Below are 22,282 nucleotides of genomic sequence, written 5' to 3' on the forward strand. Positions count from 1 at the left end.
GCCCCGGAGGGAGGGTTAGCCTTCACCCGTCAGGTACGGCGGAAATGGGGTTGGCGATGGCTGAGCGGACCGGGGTGGTTGCACCGGGCGGAGCGCCGGTGGAAGCCGGCGAGGGCGGCATCACCGAGTCGGAGCTGCGCCTGCTGCTGGAGGGGCTGACGGCCGTACGCGACGGGGATTTCCGTACGCGGCTGCCCGACGCGGCGGAAGGTCTCCTCGGGGAGATCGCCACCGTGTTCAACGGGATGGTCAACCAGCTGTCGCTGTTCACCTCCGAGGTGACGCGGGTGGCGCGCGAGGTGGGCACGGAGGGCACGCTGGGCGGCCAGGCGGACGTCCCCGGCGTCGGCGGAGCCTGGCTGGACCTCACGGATTCGGTCAATTTCATGGCCGGAAACCTCACTGACCAGGTGCGCAACATCGCTCAGGTGACCACCGCGGTCGCGCAGGGAGACCTCTCCCAGAAGATCACCGTGGACGCCCGGGGCGAGATCCTGGAGCTGAAGAACACCATCAACACGATGGTCGACCAGCTGTCCTCCTTCGCCGGCGAGGTCACCCGCGTGGCCCGCGAAGTCGGCACCGAAGGACTGCTCGGCGGCCAGGCCGACGTCAAGGACGTCTCCGGAACCTGGCGCGACCTCACCGATTCGGTCAACTTCATGGCCGGGAACCTCACCGCGCAGGTGCGCTCCATCGCCCAGGTCGCCACCGCCGTCGCCCAGGGAGACCTCTCCCAGAAGATCACCGTCACCGCCCGCGGCGAGATCCTGGAGCTGAAGACGACCATCAACACGATGGTCGACCAGCTCTCCGCGTTCGCCGACGAGGTGACGCGCGTGGCCCGCGAGGTCGGCACCGAGGGCAACCTCGGCGGCCAGGCCACCGTACGCGGGGTGTCGGGGACCTGGAAGGACCTCACCGACAACGTCAACGTGATGGCGTCCAACCTGACGGGCCAGGTCCGCTCCATCGCCCAGGTCGCCACCGCCGTCGCCCGCGGCGACCTGTCGCAGAAGATCACCGTGGAGGCGAAGGGCGAGGTCGCCGTCCTCGCCGGAGTCATCAACACGATGGTGGACACGCTGTCCGCGTTCGCCGACGAGGTGACGCGCGTGGCCCGCGAGGTCGGTACCGAGGGCCGCCTCGGCGGCCAGGCGCGCGTGCCCAACGTGGCGGGCACCTGGAAGAGCCTCACCGAGAACGTCAACGAACTCGCCGGCAACCTCACCCGGCAGGTCCGCGCCATCGCCGCCGTCACCAGCGCCGTCGCCGAGGGCGACCTCACCCGCTCCATCACCGTGGAAGCCCCCGGCGAGGTCGGCGACCTCAAGGACAACATCAACTCCATGGTCGGCTCCCTGCGCGAGACCACGCGCGCCAACCAGGAGCAGGACTGGCTCAAGTCCAACCTCGCCCGCATCTCCGGCCTGATGCAGGGCCACCGCGACCTCGCCGTCGTCGCCGAACTCGTCATGGACGAGCTGACCCCCCTGGTCGCCGCCCAGTACGGGGCCTTCTACCTGGCGGAGGACACCCCCGAGGGCACGGTGCTGACGCTCGTCGGCTCCTACGGCCGCTCCGCCGCCGACGGGGTCGGCGTACGCTTCGCCCTCGGCGAGTCCCTCGTCGGGCAGGCGGCACGAAGCCACCGCACCATCACCACCGACCAGGTCCCCGCCGGCTACGTCATCTCCTCCGGGCTCGGCCACACCACGCCCGGAAGCCTGACGATCCTGCCGATCGTGGTGGACGACCAGGTCCTCGGCGTGATCGAGCTGGCCTCGTTCTCCTCCTTCACCCCCGTCCACCGCGACTTCCTCAGCCAGCTGCTGGAGACCATCGGCGTCAACGTCAACACCATCGTCGCCAACGCCCGTACCGACGAACTCCTCGGCGAGTCGCAGCGCCTGACCGCCGAACTCCAGGCACGCTCCGCCGAACTCCAGGACCAGCAGGAGGAGCTGCAGCGCTCCAACGCGGAACTGGAGGAGAAGGCCGCCCTGCTGGCCAGCCAGAACCGCGACATCGAGGCGAAGAACCTGCAGATCGAGCACGCCCGGCAGGAACTGGAGGACCGCGCGCAGCAGCTGTCGCTGGCCTCCAAGTACAAGTCGGAGTTCCTGGCGAACATGAGCCACGAACTGCGCACCCCGCTCAACAGCCTGCTGATCCTCGCGCAGCTGCTGGCCCAGAACCCGACCCGCAACCTCACCTCGAAGCAGGTCGAGTACGCCGGCATCATCCACTCGGCCGGATCCGACCTCCTCCAGCTGATCAACGACATCCTCGACCTCTCCAAGGTCGAGGCCGGCAAGATGGACATCCACCCCGAGCGCGTCCACCTGCAACAGCTGCTGGACTACGTCGAGGCCACCTTCCGGCCCATGACCACCCAGAAGAGCCTCGACTTCACCGTCACCACCGCCCCCGACGCCCCCGCCGACCTGCTGACCGACGACTCCCGGCTGCGCCAGATCCTGCGCAACCTGCTGTCCAACGCCGTCAAGTTCACCGAGCGCGGCGGTGTCGAGCTGCGCATCGAACGGGCCACCGACGCCGAAGTCCCCGCCCGGCTGCTCCGCCGCGGGAGCGTGATGGCCTTCCGCGTCCGCGACACCGGCATCGGCATCCCCGAACAGCAGCTGGAATCGGTGTTCGGCGCCTTCCAGCAGGCCGACGGGACCACCAGCCGCAAGTACGGCGGCACCGGGCTCGGCCTCTCCATCACCCGTGAGATCGCCCAACTGCTCGGCGGTGCCGTGGCCGCGGAGAGCACCCCCGGCCAGGGCAGCACCTTCACCCTCTACCTCCCGGTCAGCCACGCCGAGTTCGAGGACGGACCCGCCCCCCAGACCACCGCCCCCGCGCCCGCCGCCACCCCCGCCGCGTACGGTCTGCCCGGCCCGCGGCACGAGGGCGACCGCGGGGCGCCGGCCGGCCGGCAGCGCCAGGCCCGCCGCCTCCTCGTCATCGAGGAACGCCAGGGCGGTCTGCTCTCCCTCGTCGCGGCCAGCGCCGAACGCGAACTCGTCCCCTCGCCCGCCCCCGACGGCGAGTACGGCGGTGTCCAGGTCGTCGGCGCCACCAGCTCGCGCGAAGCCGCCGCCGCCCTGGCCTCCGAGCCGTTCCACTGCGTCGTCCTCGAACTCGACATGCCCGGCGGCGAGGCCCTGCGGTTCCTCGACGCCCTCGACGGGGACCCCGCGCTCAGCGCGCTGCCGGTCCTCGCGCACAGCAACCCCCGCCTGAGGAACGGCCGGGAAGACGCCCTGCCCGAGCGGAGCGGGTCCCACCGCGTCGAACTGATCGGCAGCCTCGACGAACTCCGCGAACGCATCGTCCTGCACCTGTCCGCCGAACGGCCCGGTGAGCCGCGGCCCGGCGCGAAGGCGCCGGCGGCAGACGAGGGGAACACCGCCGCCCCCGACGGGGAGCTGGCAGGACGCACCGTCCTCGTCGTCGACGACGACGCCCGCAACCTCTTCGCCCTCAGCGGCATCCTCGAACTCCACGGCATGCACGTGCTCCACGCCGAGAACGGCCGCAAGGGCATCGAGACGCTCACCCGCAACTCCGGCATCGACCTCATCCTGATGGACGTGATGATGCCCGAGCTGGACGGCTACGCCGCGACCGAGGAGATCCGCCGCATGCCCGCCCACGCCGGCCTGCCCATCATCGCCGTCACCGCCAAGGCGATGCCCGGCGACCGGGAGAAGAGCCTGGCCGCCGGCGCCAGCGACTACGTCACCAAGCCCGTCGACGCGGACGACCTCATCGCCCGCGTCCGCCACTGGCTCACCCCGTCCCGTCGCGGCGACGAGGGGCGGGCCGCCCGGTGACCCGCCCCCACACCGCCCCCGCCCCCGGCGCACCGGCCGGCGAAGCACCGCCGCCCAGCCTCCCCAAGCAGGCGCCGACCCCGCTCGGACGGCTCGTCGCCACGGTCGAGCGGCTGCGCCGCGAGGTACGGGAGGCCCACGCGGCGGCCGACGGCCGGGCCCTGGTCGAACTGGCCAAGGGCATCCTCATGGGGCGGCTGAACTGCACCCCGGCCGCCGCGGCCCGCCAGCTCGACGATCTGTGCCGCGACGCCGGGCTCTCCCCCCTCGAACTCGCCGCCGACATCGTCAACCAGGCCGCCCGCGACCACGTCAGCGAAGTCACCGCCGAGTTCGTCGAACGCACCGCGGCCGCCACCGCGCCGACCGTGCGGCCCTCGACGCTCTCGGTACGCCTGCGCACCGCCGAGAGCGGGATCCTCGCCGCCGCCGCGGACACCCAGGCCGTGGCCGAATCCCTGCTCGCCAACGCCCTGACCCCGCTCGGCGCCGTCGCCGTCGCGGTGTGGGCCGCCGCCCCCGACGGCTCCCTGGCCCTCGCCGCCCACGCCGGATTCCCCGCGGAGGAAGCCTCCCGCTGGCGGCACGTGCCCCCCGGCGTCGTCACCGTCCCCCGCCTCGCCCTGCGCGAACGCACCGCGGTGACCATCGCCGACCTCGGGCAGGAGGGGATCCCCTCGATCGGACACCTCCAATGGCCCGCGGGCGGCCGCATGGCCGTACCCGCCGGGACCGGCGGACGCGTGCACGGCGTACTCGAGGTCTGCTGGCCGCAGCCCCTGCCGCCGCAGCCCCCGCAGATCAAGCGCCAGGTGGAAGCACTGGCCGAGCTGTGCGCCCACACCCTCGACACGGCGCCGCCGCCCGACGCGGGGGCGCCGGAGGGACTCCTGCCCGACGTGTCGGAACTCATCGACCTCGCCGAGGGACTGCACGACCCCACCGTCATCCTGACCCCCGTCCTGGACGCCGAGGGCCGGCTGGCCGACTTCCGCATCCGCCACGCGAACAGCCGGTTCGCCGACCCCGCCGGACGTCCGCGCGCGGACGTCAACGGAGCCCTGCTGCTGGAGGCCTACCCGATGGCCGGCGGCGACAGCGGCCTCTTCGACACCATCGAACGGGTCCACGCCACGGGCGAACCCTTCCGGGCCCAACGCGTCAGCCTCACCGCCCTGGTCGGCCAGATCCCGCTCACCTCGGTCGCCGACATCAGCGTGAGCCGGCACGGCGCCGCCGTCCTGCTCATCTGGCGGATCGAGGACGAGACCGCCCGGCTGGCCAACCTGCTCCAGCACGCCCAGCGGCTGGGCCGCATCGGCGGCTTCGAGGAGGACCTCACCACCGGCGAGATCACCTGGAACTCCGAGCTCTACGCCCTCCACGGACTCCCGCCCACCGCGCCCCCCGTACCGCTGCGCGACCTGCCCGACCACGCCCACCCGGACGACTCCGCGGCCCTGGGCCGCTTCCTGCGGGCCGTGCTGCGCTACCGGCGCCCCGCCTCCGTCAACCTGCGCCTGCGACGCTCCGACGGCATCCTGCGCCACATCCGCGTCGTTGCCGAGCCCGTACTCGACTCGGCACAACGGCTGCACGCCGTGCGCGGCGCGTACCAGGACATCTCCGCCCAGCACTGGACCGAGGTGGCCCTCGCCGCGACCCGGGACCAACTCGCCCTCACCGAGGCCGAATCAGCCGAACGCAACCGGCTCGCCCTCCAGCTCCAGCACGCCATCATGCCCCCGCACCACCACATCGAGGCACCCGGACTGCGCGTCGCCGTCCGCTACCGGCCCGCGGAGACGGAGTCCCTCGTCGGCGGCGACTGGTACGACACGCTGGTGCTGCCCTCGGGCCTCATCCTGCTCTCCGTCGGCGACGTCGCCGGACACGGCATCGAAGCCGCCACCGGAATGGTCGTCCTGCGCAACGCCCTGCGCGGCCTCGCCGTCACCGGCGCCGGCCCCGCCCAGCTGATGTCCTGGCTGAACACCGTCACCCACCACCTGACCAAGCAGGTCACCGCCACCGCCGTGTGCGGCCTCTACGACCCCCGCACCCGCGTCATGCGCTGGGCACGCGCCGGACACCTGCCGCCCGTACTCGTCAGGAAGGACGGGGCCCGGGCCTTCCCCCTCATCGACGGCCTGCTCCTCGGCGCGCTGCCCGACGTCACGTACGCCGAGGGGGAGATCCTCCTCGAACCGCAGGACACCCTGCTGATGTTCACGGACGGACTGGTCGAGCGCCGGGACGCCTCCGTGCAGGACTCCCTGGCCGACCTCCTGCGCACCGCAGGGGCGGGAGCCGGGGACCTCGACAGCAGGCTCGACGCACTCCTGACGCAGAGCTGGTCCGACACCGACGACGACACGTGCCTCATCGGCGTACAGCTCGACTGACCCCGGCCGGCCGCCGCCGGCCGGGGTCGGCTCAGGCGCTGTCCGTCCGCGCGGACAGCGGGGCGGCGACCTCCTCCAGGGAGCGCCCCTCGGCGGCGACCGCGAAGAAGACGGCGACCACTCCCGCGGCCACCATCAGCGCCGCCCCGACGCAGAACGCCAGCACGGTGTCCGAGCGGACGCCGCTGGAGGTGAGCTCGGCGAAGACCAGCGGCCCGGAGATCCCGCCGGCGGCCGTGCCGACCGCGTAGAAGAAGGCGATCGCCATCGCCCGGGTCTCCATCGGAAAGATCTCGCTCACCGTCAGGTACGCCGAACTCGCCCCCGCCGACGCGAAGAACAGCACCGCGCACCAGCAGGCCGTCATGGTCAGCGCGGTGAGCCTGTCCGTCCCGAACAGCCAGGCCGTGCCGAACAGCAGCAGCCCCGACAGCACGTACGTACCCGCGATCATCGGGCGGCGGCCGACGGTGTCGAAGAACCGCCCCAGCAGCAGCGGCCCGAGGAAGTTCCCGAAGGCGACGACGGCGAAGAAGTAGCCGGTGCCGCCACTGGACACCCCGAAGAACCGGATCAGGATCGTCCCGAAACCGAACGTGATCGCGTTGTAGAGGAACGCCTGGCCGACGAAGAGCGACAGGCCGAGGACGGCGCGCCGCGGGTACGTCCGGAAGACGGTGCGGGCGATCAGGCCGAAGCCGATGGCGCGGTGGCGGGTCACGGTGATCGCCTCCCCGGGCTCGGGCAGCCGCACGCCCTTCTCCCGCTCCACCTGCCGTTCGACCCCGGTGACCAGCTCTTCGGCCTCCCGCTCCCTGCCGTGGACGAACATCCAGCGGGGGCTTTCGGGCACGTGCCTGCGCACGAGGAGGATGACCAGGCCGAGGACCACGCCGAGGGCGAAGGTGAGCCGCCAGCCCAGCCAGGCCGGGAAGACGCCGGTGTCCAGTGCGACCACCGACAGCAGGGCACCGGCGACGGCACCGAGCCAGAAACTGCCGTTGATGATCAGGTCGACGCGCCCCCGGTACCTGCTCGGGATGAGCTCGTCGATGGCGGAGTTGATGGCCGCGTACTCGCCGCCGATGCCGAAGCCGGTCAGGAACCGGAAGACGAAGAACCACCAGGCCGAGAAGGACACGGCGGTCAGCGCGGTCGCCGCGAGGTAGACGCCGAGGGTGACCAGGAACAGCTTCTTGCGCCCGAACAGGTCGGTCAGCCGTCCGAAGACGAGCGCCCCCGCACACGCGCCGGCCACGTAGAGGGCGGCGGCGACCCCGGTGACCTGGGCGTCGGTGACGGCCAGGCCGCTGCCGTCCTCGGAGAGGCGCCCGGCGATGTTGCCGACGACGGTCACCTCGAGGCCGTCGAGGATCCACACGGTGCCCAGCCCGACCACGATCATCCAGTGCCACCGGGACCACGGCAGCCGGTCCAGTCTCGCGGGGACCTTCGTCGTGACCGTCCCCGCATCCGGGCTTGCGCAGCGATCCCCGAGTTCAGTCATGCACGCGCTGCTGCCCGCGGCCGGACCCGCCAAACCGCCGCCCGGACCGCTCAGGGACGCCGTCGTCCCGCGAGGGGGTTTGGAGGAGCGGATCGGGGACACACGCGCCGGTGACGGCGGCACGTCTCGCCAGACCGGCGACCACCGCGGCTGGTGACCGCGGGCGGCACCCCTTCCTCAGGGCACCCGCCCGCGGGCCGTCGCCGCGGCACCACTGTGTCGTCCCGCCGCAGGCACGGCCGCCCGGCCGCGTCGACGCCTCCCCGCGTACGCGCCCCGGCCAAGCCCCCGGCGCCCGCTGACCACACAGCGGCCCCCGGGCCGGTCGGCGGGACGACGCCCGGCCCCGCGGGTGGCGTCCGGCCCCGCAACACACCCCGAAGCCCGGCGCGGGCGCCTGCTGAGGGGGAGGAGACGCTCACGACCGGGCCCGGCGGCCGGAAGGCCGCTCACCTGTCCGGCCGCTCTTCCAGCGTAGCCGCGCCGCACCTCCCGCACCCGCTCGCGGCCTCCCCGCCGGCCCGCCCCCGCCTCCCGCCCGCTCACGGGGCCGGGAGGGGAAGGTCCGCCCAGACGGCCTTTCCCCCGGGCGTGGGCAGGGTGCCCCAGCGCAGGGCGAGCTGGTCGATGAGGAACAGCCCGTGCCCGCCGATGGAGTCCGGACGGTGCTCGCCCATGTGCGGCGGGCGGGGATCGTGGTCGCTGACGGAGATCCGCAGGAAGCGGTCGTGCCGGTCGAGGGCGAGGTGGCGGACGCCCCCGGCGTGTTTGACGGCGTTGGAGAGCAACTCGGCCGCCACCAGGACGACATCGCCACCGTGGGCCAGGAGGCCCATGTCGGTGAGGGTCCGGCGGACCCACGCCACGCCCGCACCGCACCCCGCGGCGCCGTTCGCGTCGTCGAGGTCGATTCCATGGCTCACAGCAGAAGGCGGCAGTCCCATCACGGGTCCCGAAAGGCCGAAGTTCTCTTGGTTCCGTCACCTGCCCACCGCCCACCGGGCCACACCACGTGCGGCCCACGGGTTACCGGCGGTGGCGGGCGGTCGCCTCGGCGAGGGTCGGGTGGATCTCGAACATCCCGGCCGCGCCGGTGGCGTCCAGCACCTCTCGTACGGCATCGCCCGGGGAGAGCAGGACCAGGGTCACACCCTGCTCGTCGGCGGCCTCGCGCACGGCCAGCAGCAGGTTGAGCCCGTCGGCGGTGAACAGCTCCACGGCGTCGAGGTCGACCGCGAGCAGCGCCGGACGCAGCTCCAGTGCCCGGCTCAGCGCGTCGTCGCCGATGGCCCGGGTGCCCAGGTGGACGTCGCCGGACAGGACGCACACCACGGCGCTGCCGACCCGTACGGTGTCCGTCTTCAGGTCGGGCGCGGGCAGGGGCAGGTTCGCCGGGTCGGTGCTCATGGCCGCCTCCTGCCCCGGTCCTGCGCACACGTGTGCACGGCGGCGAAAGCCGCCCTGCAGGTCCCGCGCGCCCGTCGGCGAGGCTTCCGGGACCCGGTGGGGCCCTTCCAACGTACGCCCCCTCGGAAGGACCGGCACGGACCCGTGAGGGAGGCCCGGGAAGGGGTAGACGGCGCTCATGATTGCTTCCACTCCTCACCTCGCGACTCCCGTTCTCGCGGCCGAGGGTACGCCCGCCCTCCTGCTGATGGCCGTCGGCGTCCTCGTGGCCGCCCTGCTCGTCGCCGCGTTCTGGTACGGCAGCCGCCGCGCGGCGCGCCGCAGGGACCCGGGCGCCCGGGCGGTCGACCAGAACCCGCAGGCCGTGGCCCGGCGGAACTCCTGGCAGGAGCCCGACGCGGGCCCGGCCCACGACGACGACCGGTGACGCGCGGCCGCGCGTGCCGCGGCCCTGCCTCCGCCGCCGGCTCCGTTCATTCCAGCCGGCGGCGGTCCTCGTCGGTCCAGGCCCGCGTGTCCCGGGGCTCGACGTACGGCTCCTCGTCCGCCGGACGCCCGCCCGCCACCGCGCGCTGGCGGGACAGTTCGGCGTCGAACTCCAGGCCCAGGAGCACGGCGAGGTTGGTGATCCACAACCACGCCAGGAAGATGACGACGCCCGCCAGAGTGCCGTACGTCCTGTTGTACGAGCCGAAGTGCGCCACGTAGAACGCGAAGCCGCCCGAGGCGGTCATCCAGATCACCAGCGCCAGGACACTGCCCGGGCTGACCCACCGGAAGCCGCGGCCCCTGGCGTTCGGGGCGGCCCAGTACAGCAGCGCGATCATGGCGGTGACCAGCACCAGCAGGACCGGCCACTTCAGGGTCGACCACACCGCCAGCGCGGTGTCGCCCATCCCCAGCGCCGCGCCCGCACGCCGGGCCAGGCCACCGGTGAACACCACGATCAGCGCACTGGCGACGGCCAGCCCCATGAGCGTCACGGTCAGACCGAGCCGCAGGGGCAGCACCCGCCACACGGGCCGCCCCTCGGGCATGTCGTAGACGGCGTTCGAGGCGCGGATGAACGCGCCGACGTAGCCGGAGGCCGACCAGACCGCCACCACCAGCCCCACGACCGCCAGGAAGGAGCCGGCACCGGCGTGGTCCCGCAACCGCTCGACCGCGTCGGTGATCACGTCCCGTGCCGCGCCGGGGGTGAGCGCCCGCAGCTCGTCCAGCACCTGCCGGGTCGCCACGTCGCCCGCGACGCCCAGGAGCGACACCAGCACCAGCAGGCCGGGGAACAGCGCCAGCACCCCGTAGTAGGTCAGGGCCGCCGCCCGGTCCGCCAGCTCGTCGTCCGTGAACTCCCTCACCGTGCCGCGCACCACCGCCTTCCAGGACCGGCCGGGGAGCAGCGACGGCCGGTCGGGCGGCCCGTGCGCCGGTTCCCCGGATCCCGTGTCCGACGGCGGGCGGCCGTCCCTGTCGTCAGCTGTCCCGTTGGCCTTCATGGTCGGCGCATGTCCCGTCCCGCCGCGAGCATGCCTCCTGCCCGCGCCGGACGCGGTGCCCGGCGACCGCCCGGGTGACACTGGGGGAGTGGCGGACGACGCGCGCCGCACGCAACGGCGGCTGGAACGGACCATCCTCGACCTGCTGGAGCGCCGCGGGCCGGGCACGACGATCTGCCCCTCGGACGCCGCGCGGGCGGTGTACGCGGCGGACGACGACGGCTGGCGCGCCCTGATGGAGCCGGTCCGCCGCGCGGCCCGCCGACTGGCCGCGGCGGGCGAGGTGGAGATCACCCAGCACGGCCGTCCCGTCGATCCGGACCGGGCCCGGGGTCCGATCCGCATCCGCCGCACCCGCCGCACCCCCTGACGCCCCGACAGCACGCCGCGCGGCCCGTACCCGCTCCCGCCTGCCGCGACGGCGCCGTAGGGACCGCTCCTGCCCGGCCTCCTCAACTCGTGCCCGCCGTCGCGGGGTTTGAGGTCCCGGAAGGCGGCCATACGCGGCAGGAGGAAGACATGACCAACACACCTGACGACGACACACAGACGAAGGCGGACCAGGGGAAGCCCCCGCGCCCCGCCACGGTGATCCTTTCGGCGATGCGGCAGCTGTCCCAGCTGCTCGGCCTTCCGGCCGAAGCCGTCAGCTCGTGCGAGCGGGCCGAAGACGGCACCTGGAAGCTCTCGGTCGAAATCGTCGAACTGCCACGCGTCCCCGACACGATGACGCTGCTGGCCTCCTACGAGGTGGAGGCCGACGCCGACGGAGAACTCATCGGCTACCGGCGGGTCCGCCGCTACGAGAGGGGCCGCGCGGACCGTCGCTGAAGGCGGACGCCCGTCCCTGCCCCCGAAGAAAGGGAAGCGGAACAATGACCGTCGTTCCTGCCCAGCCCGCACCCGCCGCGTCCGGCGGCGGCTCCAGCGGCCTGTACGACGTCCTGGAACTGATCCTCGACCGAGGCCTGGTCATCGACGCGTTCGTACGCGTCTCGCTGGTCGGCATCGAAATACTCAAGATCGACATACGGGTCGTCGTGGCCAGCGTCGACACCTACCTGCGGTTCGCGGAGGCGTGCAACCGCCTCGACCTGGAAGCCGGACCGCGCAAGAACCCGGGCCTGCCCGACCTCATGGGCGAGCTGACCGAGTCCGGCGCCCGGGGCAAGACCAAGGGCGTCCTCAGCGGGGCGGCCCAGACCCTCTCCGACGCCTTCAGCCAGGCCCGCGAGGAGGGCACGGAGGAGAAGAGCGAGAGCCGGCCGCGCCGGCGCGCCACGGCCCGCCGGGAGGAGAAGGAATGAGCACCTACGTCTACGGCATCACCCGCGCCTCGCAGAAGCTCCCGGGCGCCATCGAGGGGATAGGCGAGCCGCCCCTCCCCGTCCGGTCCGTCCGGGCCGGCCGGCTCGCCGCACTGGTCAGCGACGCCCCCGCCGAGCTGAAGCCGAAGCGGCGGGACCTGCTCGCCCACCAGAGGGTGGTCATCCAGGCCCAGGCCGGCGGCCCCGTCCTGCCGATGCGCTTCGGCGGCGTCTCACCCGACGACGACACGGTCGGCGCGATCCTCTCGGAACACGAGGAGTCCTACCTCGAACGTCTGGAGGCCCTGGTGAACCGCGACGAGTACAACGTCAAGGCCAGCCACGAGGAGGACGCGGTCCTCCACTCGGTCCTGGCCGCGGATCCCCAGCTGATCGCCCGCCACCAGGCGATGCGCGCGGCGGGCGGCGGCACCCACGAGGAGAAGCTGCTCTTCGGTGAACTCGTCGCGCGCGCGGTGTCAGCGCGCGAGCGGGCGGACGCCGCCCTCATCGAGGAGGCCCTGACCCCCCACGCCGAGGACGTGCGCCGGGGACCCGACAGCGCCGGCTGGCTCGCCAACTGCTCCTTCCTCGTCGACCGCGACCGCCGCGAGGACTTCCTCGCCGCGGTCCGCGCCCTGCACGAACAGCATCACCACCTGCGGGTGCAGGCGACCGGCCCGCTGCCGCCCTACAGCTTCGCCGAGGCGGGCTGAGGCCATGGGCCTGCTGAAGGAAGTCCTGCTGCTCCCGGCCGCACCCGTACGGGGGACCGCCTGGGTCATGCGCCAGGTCCTCGCCGAGGCCGAGCGGCAGTACCACGACCCCGCCGTCGTCCAGCGCGAGCTCGCACGGCTCGTCGCGGCCTTCGAGGCGGGAGAGATGGACGAGTCCGAATTCGACCGCCGGGAGGACGAACTCCTGGCCCGACTGGAGAGCAGGTCGCGACCGACATGACGAACCGCACCGCCCTGGGCCTGGCCGTCGGCGCCGGCTACCTCCTGGGCCGCACGAAGAAGGCCAGGCTCGCCCTCGGCCTCACCACCCTGGTGCTCGGCCGCAGGGTCGCTTCCGGGCCGGCCCTTCCCCTGGTCGGCGGCCTGCGGGACCGCCCCCGGGTGAAGGAGCTGCGCGACCAGCTGCGCACGGACCTCCGCGGCGTGGCACCGGCCGCCGTCGGCGCGCTCGTGGACCGACGGCTCGACGCCCTCGCCGACCGCCTGCACGACCGCACCCTCGACCTCCAGGACCGTCTCGCGGACCTGACGGGCCGGGACGACGACACCGGTCGGCAGGCCGCGGACGCGGACCCGGACGCCGACCCGGACCCGGACGCCGACGCGGAAGCGGTCGCCGACGCCGACGGGCCCCGGAACGCCGACGCCGACGAGCCACAGGGCGGCGACCGCCGCCCGCCGCGCAAGCGCGCGGCCCGCAAACAGGCGCCGTCGGCCGGCCGTTCCCGCCGCAGCGGCTCCGGCGAGGCGAAGGGCGCGGCCAAGGGCGCCGTGAAGGGTGGCGCGAGCGGCAGCCGGGGAGACGGCGGCGATGCCTGAGACAACCCTGCTGGCGCGACTCGGGAACAGCCCCGCGGCGGACCGGGTCAAGGACGAACTGGAGCACTACCTCGCGGTCCGGGCCGCATGCCTCCTGGCGGGCATCGGCCGGGCCCTGGGGCGCGCCACGCTCCTCCTCGAAGCCGAGGACGAGCCCGGTCCCGCCCGCCCCCGCGGCCGTCACGGAAGCCGACGCCCCTCATGACCACACCCTCGGGCCTGCCCCGGCTCGGCGACGACGGTGGCGGAGCCAACCTCGCCGACATCCTCGAACGCGTACTCGACAAGGGCGTGGTCATCGCCGGCGACATCCGGATCAACCTGCTCGACATCGAACTGCTCACCATCAAGCTCCGCCTGGTCGTCGCCTCGGTGGAACGCGCGAAGGAAATGGGCATCGACTGGTGGGAACGGGACCCCGCCCTGTCCTCCAAGGCGCGTGACGGCGAGCTGGGCCGTGAGAACGCGGATCTGCGCCGGCGCATCGCGGCGCTCGAAGCCCGCCGGGAGGAACACCCGTGAGCGAGGAACTCCTCTACGTGTACGCCGTGCTGCGGACCGGCCCGCAGCTCCCGCGGTCCCTCGTCGAAGCCGACACCGGCCCCGTCCTCGGCGCGGGCCTGCGGCTCGTCGGCCATGACGGCCTCACCGCCGTCGCCGAGCCCGTGTCCGCCGCCGACTTCGACGAGGGACCGCTGCGCGCCCGCCTGGAGGACCTGGACTGGCTCGCCGGAGTGGCCCGCGCCCACCACGGGGTGGTGGCCCGCGTGGGACGGCTGGCCACCACCGTCCCGCTGCGGCTGGCGACCGTGTGCCGCGGCCCGGAAGGGGTCCGGCGGATGCTGGCCGAAGGCCGCGTACCGCTCACCCGGGCCCTGCGCCGGCTCGCGGGCACGGAGGAGTGGGGCGTCAAGCTCTACACCGAACCCGCCGCTGCCGACGGCCCGGCCGCCTCCCCGGCCCCCTCGGCGGCGGGCGGCTCCGGCCGCGACTACCTGCGCACCCGCGTCGCGGCACGACGGGCGCGCGACGACCGCGACGACCGGGCCCGGCAGACCGCCCGCACGCTCCACGACGACCTCCGCGCCAGGGCGTCGGGCGCCGTCACGCACCCGCCGCAGCACGGCGCGCTGTCGTCGGCCCCGGGCCGGAACGTGCTCAACGCCGCCTACCTGGTCCCCACCGCGGACCGGCGGGCGTTCCTGGACGGCGTCCCGGACGCGGACTCGCTGCCGGCGGGCCTGCGGATCGAGGTCACCGGCCCCTGGGTCCCGTACTCCTTCGCCCACGGTCCCGCGGATGCCGCGGAAGCCCCGTGAGCGGGACCCGGGACGTCGCCGAAACCGCCGACGTCGCCCTCGTCGACCTCCTCGACCGCCTCCTGGCGGGCGGGGTCGTGCTCGTCGGCGACATCACGCTGCGCATCGCCGACGTCGACCTCGTCCGCATCGACCTGAAGGCGCTCGTCAGCTCCGTCGGCGACACCGTGCCCGCACCCTGGGAGGAATGAGAGATGAGCCGACCGCAGCAGCTCGACCTCGACGCCGACACCGTCGAACGCGACCTCGCACGCCTGGTCCTGACCGTCGTGGAACTCCTGCGCCAGCTCATGGAACGCCAGGCGCTGCGCCGGTTCGAGAGCGGCACCCTCACCGAGGAGCAGGAAGAACGCCTCGGCCTGACCCTGATGCTCCTGGAGGACCGCATGGACCTCCTGCGGCGCCGGTTCGGCCTGCGCCCCGAGGACCTGAACATCGACCTGGGCCCCCTGGGAAAGCTCCTGTGAGGGGGGTTTGCCGCCCGGGGTTCGGGTCACACGCGGGACATGACCGAATCGGAGAAGAACACCAGCAGCCGTTCCACGTCGCGAGGTTCCTCCAACGGGACCGCCACCAGGACCCGGGACCGGGCCGCAGCCGCGTCCGAGGACACCGCGGGCGCCCTCGCCTCCCTGCCGGCGCCGCTGGGGGAGAAGACGGTCGCCGCCGCGAAGGCCGTCCGGGGTTCCCTGGGCCGGGCCGGCTGGGTCTGGACCGCCGTCAGGGCCCGCAAGGCCGCGGCGGCCGGTGCCGCCACGGCCACGGCGGCCGTCGTGACGACCGCCTACACCCTCGGACGGCGTTCCGGCCTGCGACGGCGCGGCCCGCTGTCCCGGCTCACGGGCGGCCGTCTCTGAACGGGGCGTCCGCCCGGCCTGGTTGGTACGGGCCGTGAGCGCATGGGCCATGGGGGCCACGAGCGGGCTCCGGGGACCGGCGCAAACCGGGGTGGAACCGTCGTATCCACTCCCTGCGTCATGATCATCAAGGTTCCCGGAAGAAGACGAGGTCCCCATGCCCATGCCCCCGGCCCGCCGTAGCGTGCTGGCCGCCGCCCTCGGCGCCGGCACCGTACTCACCGCCGGCCCCGCCCCCGCCGCCGCTGCCTCGCCCGTACCCGCCGCGGGGGTCGGCCCGCGGGTCGCCCGGGCCCTGGCCGCACTCGAACGCGAGCACGGCGCGCGGCTCGGGGTGTACGCCCTGGAGACGGACACCGGACGCACCGTCACCCACCGGGCGGACGAACTCTTCCCCATGTGCTCGGTGTTCAAGACCCTCGCCGCCGCGGCGGTCCTGCGCGACCTCGACCACGACGGCTCGGTCCTCGCCCGCCGCGTCCACTACACCCAGGCGGACATCGACAGGTCCGGATACTCGGAGTGGACCAAGCGGGCGGCGCACCTCGCGAACGGCCTGACGATCGCCGAGCTGTGCGAGGTGAGCATCACCTACAGCGACAACACCGCCGCCAACCTGCTGCTGCGCGAACTCGGCGGCCCCGATGCCGTCACCCGCTTCGCCCGCTCCCTCGGCGACCCGGTGACGCGCCTGGACCGGTGGGAGCCCGAGCTGAACAGCGCCGAACCGGACCGCGTCACCGACGTCACCACCCCCCGGGCCATCGCCCGCACGTACGCCCGGCTGGTCCTGGGCGACGCGCTGGGCCGGGCGGACCGCGGGCTGCTGACCGGATGGCTGTGCGCGAACACGACGAGCGGCGCGCGCTTCCGGGAGGGGCTGCCCGCCGAGTGGCGGCTGGGCGACAAGACCGGCGGCGGCTCCTACGGCACGAACAACGACGTCGGCATCGTGTGGCGGCCGCACGGGGCTCCGCTGGTCCTGGCGGTCCTGACGACCAAACCGGCGCAGGACGCGAAAGCGGACGACGCGCTGGTGTCCGGGGCGGCCAGGGTCCTGGCGAAGGCGTTCGCCGACCCGGGACGCTGACGGGGGACGGGCGCCCCCGCCCACCGGAACCGGATGGTCCGTCAGCCCCGGCCGCCGGACTCCGCGACGGCGCCCGGGTCCGGGGCGAGGGCCAGGAAGTCGTCGTGGGTGCGGACCCGGACCCCGGGCCGGTCCTCGGCCAGCGCGGCGATCATGGCCGCGGCCAGGCGGCCCGCCGGCACCGGCCGGTAGGGGCGGGCGGGCCCGGCCAGCAGGGGGGCCAGTACGGTCGCGGCGGAGCCGCCGAGCCCCTCGCCCCGGCGGTGGGCGGCACGGCGGCCGAGGATGAAGGAGGGCCGGAAGAACTCGGTCTGCGGGTAGCCCAGCGCCGTCACCTCCGCCTCCATGTCCCCCTTCACCCGGAGGTAGAAGGCGCGGCTGCCCGATCCGGCGCCGACCGAGGAGACGACGGCGATCCGGTCGGCGCCGGCGTCCCGGGCCAGCCCGGCCACCCGTACGGTGTGGTGCTGGTCCACCTCGCGGAAGGCCTCCTGCGAGCCGGCCTGCGCGATGGTGGTGCCCAGCGCGCAGTACACGTCGCCCCCGGCCGGCCCGGGCGGCAGGTCGTCGGCCCGGAGCTTGGCGAAGTCCACCACCCGGGCGTCCAGCCGCGGGTGTTCGAGGCCGAGCGGGCGGCGGGCCAGGACGGTGACGCGGTCGTAGCGCGGGTCGCGCAGCAGCCGTACCAGCAGTTGTCCGCCGACCAGTCCCGTGGCTCCGGCCAGGAGCGCGCTGCGGGTCATGGAAGTCCTCTCCGCCGCCGGCGGCCGGCCCGCCGGAGTCACCGCAGCATGTCACACCGGCCGGCGCCACCGGCCGTGGTCCATGTGGGACCCGGCCATGGGGCCCATGCGCAGCATGCCGCCGTCCACCGCCCAGGAGGCGCCGGTGACGTAGGAGGCCTCGGGTCCGGCGAGGAACGCGATGACGGCGGCGACCTCCCGGGCGTCGCCGGGCCGTCCGGCCGGGATGCCGGGCCGGTCCCGGGTCCGCACGTCCACGTCCTCCTGCCCCGTCATGGGGGTGGCGATCTCCCCGGGTGCCACGGAGTTGACGGTGATGCCGTGTTCGGCGAGTTCGAGGGCCATCACCTGGGTGAGGAGCCCCAGCCCGCCCTTCGCGGCGCAGTAGGGGCCCGCGCCGACCCTTGGCTGGTGTTCGTGGACCGAGGTGACGTTGACGATCCTGCCGCCCGTTCCCTGGCGGATCATGTGCCGCGCGGCCCGCTGGCCGCAGAGCAGGGGACCCACGAGGTCCACGTCGAGCACCTGGCGCACGGTGGCCAGGTCGAGCTCCAGGAAGGGCGTGGCGGTCCCCGTGCCCGCGTTGTTGACGAGGACGTCGAGGCGGCCGAGCTCGTCGGCCAGCCGGTCGACGGCGTCCGCCGCGCCGGGCAGGTCCGTCAGGTCGAGCCGGGCGAGCGCGGCACGCCGCCCGTGTGCCCGGACCTCCTCGGCCGTTCGACGGGCACCCGCCTCGTCCTGGTGCCAGGTGATGCCGACGTCCAGCCCGGTCGCCGCCAGCCTGGCGGCCACCGCGCGGCCGATACCGGAGTCGGCGCCGGTGACCACGGCGGTGGCGGGGGCGAAGTCCAGAGGACTGATCATGTCAGGGTTCCCTTCCGACCGAGCCGCCGGCCGGGAAGCCGCCCTCCTCGGTCACACCCTTGCGCGCGTGGACGTCCCCCTTCCACCCCTCGTTCCAGTATGTGCGCGGGGACCCGGACCCGCCCGTCCTGCCGGTCTCCGGCCCGCGGATCCGGGCGGGTGGGCGAAGCGCTCCACCTCACCGCGGCCCGGAGCGCATGCGCGGGGGAGGGCTGGGCAGACGCGGGCCATCCGGAAGTTCGACCGATAGGCGGCGGTGTGCGAAGCGTAGGTGTGGAAGAGGAACTCCTGCTCGTGGACGCGTCGAGCGGCTCGCCGCTCGCGGTCTCGGGCGCCGTGCTGGCGGCCGCGGAACGCTCCGCCGGGCGCCACGGCGGCCACGGCCGGGAGGACCACGAGTTCGAGAAGGAACTCCACAAGGAACAGGTGGAGTTCGCCACCAAACCGCTCACCGAGATGGGCGAACTGCGGGAGGAGATCACCCGCATCCGGGGCGAGGCGGCCCGCCACGCGGCCACCGCCGACGCCCGGGTGCTGGCCGTGGCGACCTCACCGCTGCCCGTGCGGCCGTCGCTGAACGCCGGACCCCGCTACCGCTGGCTGGGCGAGCGGTTCGGACTGACGGCCCAGGAGCAGCTGACGTGCGGCTGCCACGTCCACGTGTCCGTCGCCTCGGACGAGGAGGGCGTCGCCGTCCTGGACCGCATCAGGCCCTGGCTGGCCGTCCTGACCGCGATCAGCGCGAACTCGCCGTTCTGGCAGGGCGAGGACAGCGGCTACGGGAGCTACCGCAGCCGGGTCTGGAACAGATGGCCCTCCGCCGGACCGGTCGACCTCTTCGGATCCGCGGACCGCTACCGGGAGCAGGTCCGCGCGATGATCGACACCGGTGTGCTCCGCGACGAAGGCATGATCTACTTCGACGCCCGCCTGTCCGCGAGCTACCCCACCGTCGAGGTACGCGTCGCGGACGTCTGCCTCGACCCCGAGACCACGGTCCTCCTCGCCGCCCTCGTCCGCGGCCTGGTCGAAACCGCCGCCCGCGCCTGGCAGCAGGGACAGCCGCCCGCCCGCATCGGGACCAGCCTCCTGCGCCTGGCCTCGTGGCGGGCCGGCCGCTCCGGGCTGGACGGGCCCCTGCTGCACCCCGAGACCATGCGCGAGACACCCCCCGAGCAGGTGGTGGACGCCCTGTACCGGTACGTGCGCGAGGCGCTGCTGGACCACGGCGACGACGAACGGGTCCGGGAGGCCATCGCCCACCTCCACGAACGGGGGAACGGCGCCCGCGTCCAGCGCCGCCTCCACGCCGAGGGGCGCCCCCTCGCCGCCGTCGTCGCGGAGTGCGCGCAGATGACCCTCGGACGGGCCGCCACGGCGTAGCTCCGGCGGCCGCGCCGCGCGGAGTGCTTGAGTGGAGGCCCAGTCCCGTACCCACCCGGAGGAGATCCCATGGCCACCGAGAACCACCGGACCGACGAACAGGCCCGGCGCATGCGTGAACAGGCGGAGGCGCTCGAACTGGCGGCCGGCAAGTCCGCCGACGAAGCCGAACGGGAGGGCCTGATGGACGAGGCCCTGCGCATCCGCAAGGACCTGGAAGACCGCCACGGCCCGGAAAGCGCCACGATGGACCCCATGTAGTACGCCCCCGGTCAGCGCGGGCGGGGGGCGAACCGGTCCGGCAGGTCCGCCCCGCCCCGGACCGGGGCCCCCTCCAGCGTCCGTCGAGGGCGGCGTGTGACGATGTGCGTCCACTTCGAGGAGGCGCTGGTGCCGAGCAGGGGCGCGCGGTGGGCCGCGGCCGCGCTGACCGCGGTCTGCGCGGTGCTGCTCCTGGGCCCCGGCGCGCCGGGCCGTGGCCTTCCCCCGGCCAGGCCGCTGCCGCCCGGCGCCGCCGAGGAGGTCGTACCGGACCGCGTCGGCACGTGGAACCTCTGCAACCCGTGCGGCAGCGGGCTCAACTTCGGCCGGGCGACGGAGATCGCCACGTACGCCCCGCAGGTCATCGGGCTGCAGGAGGCGTGCGTACGTGACGTCGAGCAGATCCGCGGGTACCTGGAGGAGGTCTACGGGCTGGTCTACCGGGTCGCGTACGGGCCGGTCCTGCGGAACTGGAACCGCTGCGGGGGCCTGCCGTGGCGGCCGGGCGGCTTCGGCCAGGCGATCCTGTCGGCGGCGCCGATGACGGACCGGGTGAGCGTCGAATACCCCGACGGCGGTTCGGAGGACCGCGGCTACCTGGCCGTCACCACGCTGGTGGGCGGCCGGCCCGTACGCGTCTTCAACACCCATCTCGCCCAGCGCCGCCAGGAAGGGGTAAGGGCGGGCCAGGTGGGCGTGCTCGCCGCGGAAGTCGCCCGCCACGACCGGGCGATCGTCCTCGGTGACTTCAACGCCGTGCCGTACGCGCCCGAACTCGGCCCGCTGTGGGCCCTGGCCACGGACACGGACCCCGGCTGTCGCCCCTCGGCAGCCGGTACCGGAGCCTGCGCGGCCACCACCGACTGGAACAGCAAGTTCGACTACGTGTTCCTGCGCGGCATCAGCCCGCGTACGCACCGCGTCCACCCCAGCCCGTACTCGGACCACCACCTGCTGCACACCGAGCTGGACCCGGCCCGGGTCAGATCGTGACCGGGCCCTTGGCGGTGGCGAACTCGACCGAGACCAGGCCCGGTTCCTCGTCCTCGACCCAGGTGACGTCGATCTGGTCGAGGGGGTGGTCGGCCGGTTCGCCGAGGAACTCGGCGATGGAGGCGGCGTCCCCGGCGATGGAGACCCCGTGGATGGTGGTCGAGGTGCGCGGGCCCGCGCTGGGGCGTTCCTCGGTGGGAACCAGCCACTGGAGGAAGTAGGGCAGTTGCGGGTCCTCCATCAGTTCCAGCAGGCCGATCTGCTTCCACCTCAGGTCGAACCCGTCGGGGCGGACGCGGTGACCCTCGGCCGAGGTGCGGCCGAGCCGTGCCTCGACCGGGGTGATGTCGTCGACGGAGACCACCCAGCCGAGCCAGCCACCGCCCTCGGCGGCGCGGCGGGCGACCGCCTGGCCGAAGGGTGCGCGGTCGGCGGCGGGGTGGTCGAGTGTGGTGACGACCTCGACGTAGGTGCCGCCGCTCAGCGGGAGGATGAAGTTGCGGGTGCCGAACCGCGGGTGCACGCCACCGTCGACGAACCCGGCGCCGAGTGCCGATCCGATCCACTGGACGGTCGAGACGAAGCTGTCGCGGGCCACCGCATAGGACACATGATCAAGTCGCACCGCCGCATCATCACCCGAGGGCCCGCGCAAATCCCGGCGCCACGCCCGCCGCCGCGCCGCGTCCGCCGCGGATTCAGCCCTGGAGGGGGAAGGGGCGGTCGGTGCCGGTGAGGTGACGGACCCCGCCGTCCCCCGGCCGCCCGCTACGCGGGCGGGTCTCCCGCGTCGTCGCCGTTGGCGGGCCCGTGCGGGGACGGGTGCTCCGGCGAATGGAAGCAGGCCGTGATCGCCTTGCCGCCGTGGAAGACGTGGGCGTCCCACCGGTCTGCGAGGGCGTCGACGATCGCGAGGCCGCGGCCCGAGGTCGCCCCGGTGGAAGCCGCCCTGGGGGAGGGCACCTGCGGGTCGTCGTCCGCCACGCTCACGTGCAGACAGCTGCCGTCCCAGGTGAGGACCAGGTGCGCACTGCTGTGCGCGTGGACGTGGGCGTTGGTGACCAACTCGGACACGGTGAGCAGGACGGAGTGGACCGTGTCGGGAGCAGTCGCGGTCCACGGCAGGGTCTCCAGGTGACCCAGACACCACCGGCGGGCCTCGCGGACACCCCGGTGGACGGGGAACGACCGGGCCCAGCCCACCGCTCGAACAGCCACGGCGTCGTCCTCAGCCGCGGCCGGCCCGGTG

Annotated in this window: 27 protein-coding genes; 19 read left to right on the plus strand and 8 right to left on the minus strand. The window is 73.8% G+C overall.

The window, feature by feature from the left end; genetic code table 11:
• Window positions 1-56: 56 nt before the first annotated feature.
• Together ABD973_RS33310 and ABD973_RS33315 are read left to right on the plus strand one after the other, a co-directional pair.
• Entirely contained in the window at window positions 57-3,845 is a 3,789-nt protein-coding gene (locus tag ABD973_RS33310; protein WP_345504000.1) for a HAMP domain-containing protein, read from the plus strand.
• Window positions 3,842-6,250: a SpoIIE family protein phosphatase gene (locus ABD973_RS33315; RefSeq protein ID WP_345504002.1), complete on the plus strand. Its 2,409-nt coding sequence runs from the start codon at window positions 3,842-3,844 to the stop codon at window positions 6,248-6,250. The genes ABD973_RS33310 and ABD973_RS33315 overlap by 4 nt, the downstream gene beginning before the upstream one ends.
• Window positions 6,251-6,281: 31 nt before the next feature.
• Here the strand turns inward: ABD973_RS33315 and ABD973_RS33320 are convergent, their stop codons facing one another.
• From ABD973_RS33320 to ABD973_RS33330, 3 genes are all read right to left on the minus strand, one after another.
• Window positions 6,282-7,757 carry an MFS transporter gene (locus tag ABD973_RS33320; RefSeq protein ID WP_345504004.1) on the minus strand — a complete coding sequence of 492 codons (1,476 nt, stop codon included), beginning with the start codon at window positions 7,755-7,757 and terminating at the stop codon, window positions 6,282-6,284.
• A gap of 542 nt (window positions 7,758-8,299) precedes the next feature.
• A complete protein-coding gene (locus ABD973_RS33325; RefSeq protein ID WP_125819717.1) occupies window positions 8,300-8,680 on the minus strand; it encodes an ATP-binding protein in 381 nt (126 codons plus the stop codon).
• 103 nt (window positions 8,681-8,783) lie between these two features.
• A complete protein-coding gene (locus ABD973_RS33330) occupies window positions 8,784-9,164 on the minus strand; it encodes an STAS domain-containing protein (protein WP_345504006.1) in 381 nt (126 codons plus the stop codon).
• Between the two features lie 178 nt (window positions 9,165-9,342).
• Here ABD973_RS33330 and ABD973_RS33335 point away from each other — a divergent pair, with 178 nt between their 5' ends.
• Window positions 9,343-9,591 carry a DUF6479 family protein gene (locus ABD973_RS33335; protein ID WP_125819715.1) on the plus strand — a complete coding sequence of 83 codons (249 nt, stop codon included), beginning with the start codon at window positions 9,343-9,345 and terminating at the stop codon, window positions 9,589-9,591.
• A gap of 46 nt (window positions 9,592-9,637) precedes the next feature.
• Here ABD973_RS33335 and ABD973_RS33340 read toward each other — a convergent pair whose 3' ends face one another.
• Window positions 9,638-10,660 carry a YihY/virulence factor BrkB family protein gene (locus ABD973_RS33340; RefSeq protein WP_345504008.1) on the minus strand — a complete coding sequence of 341 codons (1,023 nt, stop codon included), beginning with the start codon at window positions 10,658-10,660 and terminating at the stop codon, window positions 9,638-9,640.
• Window positions 10,661-10,748: 88 nt separating this feature from the next.
• Between ABD973_RS33340 and ABD973_RS33345 the strand changes: the two genes are divergently transcribed.
• From ABD973_RS33345 to bla, 13 genes are all read left to right on the plus strand, one after another.
• Window positions 10,749-11,030: a DUF3253 domain-containing protein gene (locus ABD973_RS33345; protein ID WP_345504010.1), complete on the plus strand. Its 282-nt coding sequence runs from the start codon at window positions 10,749-10,751 to the stop codon at window positions 11,028-11,030.
• A 149-nt stretch (window positions 11,031-11,179) separates the two neighbouring features.
• Window positions 11,180-11,491: a gas vesicle protein GvpO gene (gene gvpO / locus ABD973_RS33350; protein WP_125819712.1), complete on the plus strand. Its 312-nt coding sequence runs from the start codon at window positions 11,180-11,182 to the stop codon at window positions 11,489-11,491.
• Window positions 11,492-11,535: 44 nt separating this feature from the next.
• Window positions 11,536-11,967: a gas vesicle structural protein GvpA gene (locus ABD973_RS33355; RefSeq protein ID WP_125819711.1), complete on the plus strand. Its 432-nt coding sequence runs from the start codon at window positions 11,536-11,538 to the stop codon at window positions 11,965-11,967.
• Window positions 11,964-12,683 carry a GvpL/GvpF family gas vesicle protein gene (locus ABD973_RS33360; RefSeq protein ID WP_125819710.1) on the plus strand — a complete coding sequence of 240 codons (720 nt, stop codon included), beginning with the start codon at window positions 11,964-11,966 and terminating at the stop codon, window positions 12,681-12,683. Before ABD973_RS33355 ends, ABD973_RS33360 begins: the two co-directional genes overlap by 4 nt.
• Window positions 12,684-12,687: 4 nt before the next feature.
• Window positions 12,688-12,924 carry a gas vesicle protein GvpG gene (locus tag ABD973_RS33365; RefSeq protein WP_125597440.1) on the plus strand — a complete coding sequence of 79 codons (237 nt, stop codon included), beginning with the start codon at window positions 12,688-12,690 and terminating at the stop codon, window positions 12,922-12,924.
• The gene (locus tag ABD973_RS33370) at window positions 12,921-13,523 is read left to right on the plus strand and encodes a DNA primase (RefSeq protein WP_345504014.1); all 603 of its coding nucleotides are present in this window, start codon (window positions 12,921-12,923) and stop codon (window positions 13,521-13,523) included. Before ABD973_RS33365 ends, ABD973_RS33370 begins: the two co-directional genes overlap by 4 nt.
• Window positions 13,516-13,728: a hypothetical protein gene (locus tag ABD973_RS33375; protein WP_125597445.1), complete on the plus strand. Its 213-nt coding sequence runs from the start codon at window positions 13,516-13,518 to the stop codon at window positions 13,726-13,728. Before ABD973_RS33370 ends, ABD973_RS33375 begins: the two co-directional genes overlap by 8 nt.
• Window positions 13,725-14,045, plus strand: a complete 321-nt coding sequence (locus tag ABD973_RS33380; protein ID WP_125597448.1) for a gas vesicle protein — start codon at window positions 13,725-13,727, stop codon at window positions 14,043-14,045. Before ABD973_RS33375 ends, ABD973_RS33380 begins: the two co-directional genes overlap by 4 nt.
• On the plus strand, window positions 14,042-14,842 hold the full coding sequence (locus tag ABD973_RS33385) for a GvpL/GvpF family gas vesicle protein (RefSeq protein WP_125819708.1): 801 nt from the start codon (window positions 14,042-14,044) through the stop codon (window positions 14,840-14,842). Before ABD973_RS33380 ends, ABD973_RS33385 begins: the two co-directional genes overlap by 4 nt.
• On the plus strand, window positions 14,839-15,033 hold the full coding sequence (locus ABD973_RS33390) for a gas vesicle protein (protein WP_125819707.1): 195 nt from the start codon (window positions 14,839-14,841) through the stop codon (window positions 15,031-15,033). Before ABD973_RS33385 ends, ABD973_RS33390 begins: the two co-directional genes overlap by 4 nt.
• Window positions 15,034-15,036: 3 nt before the next feature.
• Window positions 15,037-15,309 carry a gas vesicle protein K gene (locus ABD973_RS33395; protein ID WP_125819706.1) on the plus strand — a complete coding sequence of 91 codons (273 nt, stop codon included), beginning with the start codon at window positions 15,037-15,039 and terminating at the stop codon, window positions 15,307-15,309.
• Window positions 15,310-15,348: 39 nt separating this feature from the next.
• The gene (locus tag ABD973_RS33400; protein WP_125597457.1) at window positions 15,349-15,699 is read left to right on the plus strand and encodes a hypothetical protein; all 351 of its coding nucleotides are present in this window, start codon (window positions 15,349-15,351) and stop codon (window positions 15,697-15,699) included.
• A gap of 157 nt (window positions 15,700-15,856) precedes the next feature.
• Window positions 15,857-16,789 (plus strand): class A beta-lactamase, encoded by a 933-nt coding sequence (bla, locus tag ABD973_RS33405; RefSeq protein WP_125819705.1) that lies wholly within the window; start codon window positions 15,857-15,859, stop codon window positions 16,787-16,789.
• A gap of 41 nt (window positions 16,790-16,830) precedes the next feature.
• Here the strand turns inward: bla and ABD973_RS33410 are convergent, their stop codons facing one another.
• Both ABD973_RS33410 and ABD973_RS33415 read right to left on the minus strand, forming a co-directional pair.
• Window positions 16,831-17,532 carry an NAD(P)H-binding protein gene (locus ABD973_RS33410; RefSeq protein WP_345504023.1) on the minus strand — a complete coding sequence of 234 codons (702 nt, stop codon included), beginning with the start codon at window positions 17,530-17,532 and terminating at the stop codon, window positions 16,831-16,833.
• A gap of 51 nt (window positions 17,533-17,583) precedes the next feature.
• Complete coding sequence (locus ABD973_RS33415) at window positions 17,584-18,396, minus strand: SDR family oxidoreductase (RefSeq protein WP_345504025.1); 813 nt, start codon at window positions 18,394-18,396, stop codon at window positions 17,584-17,586.
• A gap of 258 nt (window positions 18,397-18,654) precedes the next feature.
• Between ABD973_RS33415 and ABD973_RS33420 the strand changes: the two genes are divergently transcribed.
• From ABD973_RS33420 to ABD973_RS33430, 3 genes are all read left to right on the plus strand, one after another.
• Window positions 18,655-19,779: a glutamate--cysteine ligase gene (locus ABD973_RS33420; protein ID WP_125819702.1), complete on the plus strand. Its 1,125-nt coding sequence runs from the start codon at window positions 18,655-18,657 to the stop codon at window positions 19,777-19,779.
• A gap of 69 nt (window positions 19,780-19,848) precedes the next feature.
• On the plus strand, window positions 19,849-20,040 hold the full coding sequence (locus ABD973_RS33425; RefSeq protein ID WP_125597472.1) for a DUF6381 family protein: 192 nt from the start codon (window positions 19,849-19,851) through the stop codon (window positions 20,038-20,040).
• Between the two features lie 102 nt (window positions 20,041-20,142).
• Window positions 20,143-21,033 (plus strand): endonuclease/exonuclease/phosphatase family protein, encoded by an 891-nt coding sequence (locus tag ABD973_RS33430; RefSeq protein ID WP_345504842.1) that lies wholly within the window; start codon window positions 20,143-20,145, stop codon window positions 21,031-21,033.
• Here ABD973_RS33430 and ABD973_RS33435 read toward each other — a convergent pair.
• On the minus strand, window positions 21,023-21,658 hold the full coding sequence (locus ABD973_RS33435) for a VOC family protein (protein ID WP_125597478.1): 636 nt from the start codon (window positions 21,656-21,658) through the stop codon (window positions 21,023-21,025). The genes ABD973_RS33430 and ABD973_RS33435 overlap by 11 nt on opposite strands.
• Window positions 21,659-21,801: 143 nt before the next feature.
• Window positions 21,802-22,251, minus strand: a complete 450-nt coding sequence (locus tag ABD973_RS33440) for an ATP-binding protein (protein WP_125819701.1) — start codon at window positions 22,249-22,251, stop codon at window positions 21,802-21,804.
• Window positions 22,252-22,282: the final 31 nt, after the last annotated feature.

Origin of the sequence: Streptomyces racemochromogenes, assembly GCF_039535215.1 — a bacterium.
Taxonomy (GTDB): Bacteria; Actinomycetota; Actinomycetes; order Streptomycetales; family Streptomycetaceae; genus Streptomyces; species Streptomyces racemochromogenes.

Coding starts and splice junctions, on each gene's coding strand:
- gvpO (WP_125819712.1), top strand. CDS start 11,180: ATGACCAACACACCTGACGACGACACACAGACGAAGGCGGACCAGGGG.
- ABD973_RS33355 (WP_125819711.1), top strand. CDS start 11,536: ATGACCGTCGTTCCTGCCCAGCCCGCACCCGCCGCGTCCGGCGGCGGC.
- ABD973_RS33335 (WP_125819715.1), top strand. CDS start 9,343: ATGATTGCTTCCACTCCTCACCTCGCGACTCCCGTTCTCGCGGCCGAG.
- ABD973_RS33365 (WP_125597440.1), top strand. CDS start 12,688: ATGGGCCTGCTGAAGGAAGTCCTGCTGCTCCCGGCCGCACCCGTACGG.
- ABD973_RS33400 (WP_125597457.1), top strand. CDS start 15,349: ATGACCGAATCGGAGAAGAACACCAGCAGCCGTTCCACGTCGCGAGGT.
- ABD973_RS33415 (WP_345504025.1), bottom strand. CDS start 18,396: ATGATCAGTCCTCTGGACTTCGCCCCCGCCACCGCCGTGGTCACCGGC.
- ABD973_RS33430 (WP_345504842.1), top strand. CDS start 20,143: ATGTGCGTCCACTTCGAGGAGGCGCTGGTGCCGAGCAGGGGCGCGCGG.
- ABD973_RS33310 (WP_345504000.1), top strand. CDS start 57: ATGGCTGAGCGGACCGGGGTGGTTGCACCGGGCGGAGCGCCGGTGGAA.
- ABD973_RS33395 (WP_125819706.1), top strand. CDS start 15,037: ATGAGCCGACCGCAGCAGCTCGACCTCGACGCCGACACCGTCGAACGC.
- ABD973_RS33340 (WP_345504008.1), bottom strand. CDS start 10,660: ATGAAGGCCAACGGGACAGCTGACGACAGGGACGGCCGCCCGCCGTCG.
- ABD973_RS33425 (WP_125597472.1), top strand. CDS start 19,849: ATGGCCACCGAGAACCACCGGACCGACGAACAGGCCCGGCGCATGCGT.
- ABD973_RS33330 (WP_345504006.1), bottom strand. CDS start 9,164: ATGAGCACCGACCCGGCGAACCTGCCCCTGCCCGCGCCCGACCTGAAG.
- ABD973_RS33360 (WP_125819710.1), top strand. CDS start 11,964: ATGAGCACCTACGTCTACGGCATCACCCGCGCCTCGCAGAAGCTCCCG.
- ABD973_RS33370 (WP_345504014.1), top strand. CDS start 12,921: ATGACGAACCGCACCGCCCTGGGCCTGGCCGTCGGCGCCGGCTACCTC.
- ABD973_RS33375 (WP_125597445.1), top strand. CDS start 13,516: ATGCCTGAGACAACCCTGCTGGCGCGACTCGGGAACAGCCCCGCGGCG.
- ABD973_RS33410 (WP_345504023.1), bottom strand. CDS start 17,532: ATGACCCGCAGCGCGCTCCTGGCCGGAGCCACGGGACTGGTCGGCGGA.
- ABD973_RS33320 (WP_345504004.1), bottom strand. CDS start 7,757: ATGACTGAACTCGGGGATCGCTGCGCAAGCCCGGATGCGGGGACGGTC.
- bla (WP_125819705.1), top strand. CDS start 15,857: ATGCCCATGCCCCCGGCCCGCCGTAGCGTGCTGGCCGCCGCCCTCGGC.
- ABD973_RS33380 (WP_125597448.1), top strand. CDS start 13,725: ATGACCACACCCTCGGGCCTGCCCCGGCTCGGCGACGACGGTGGCGGA.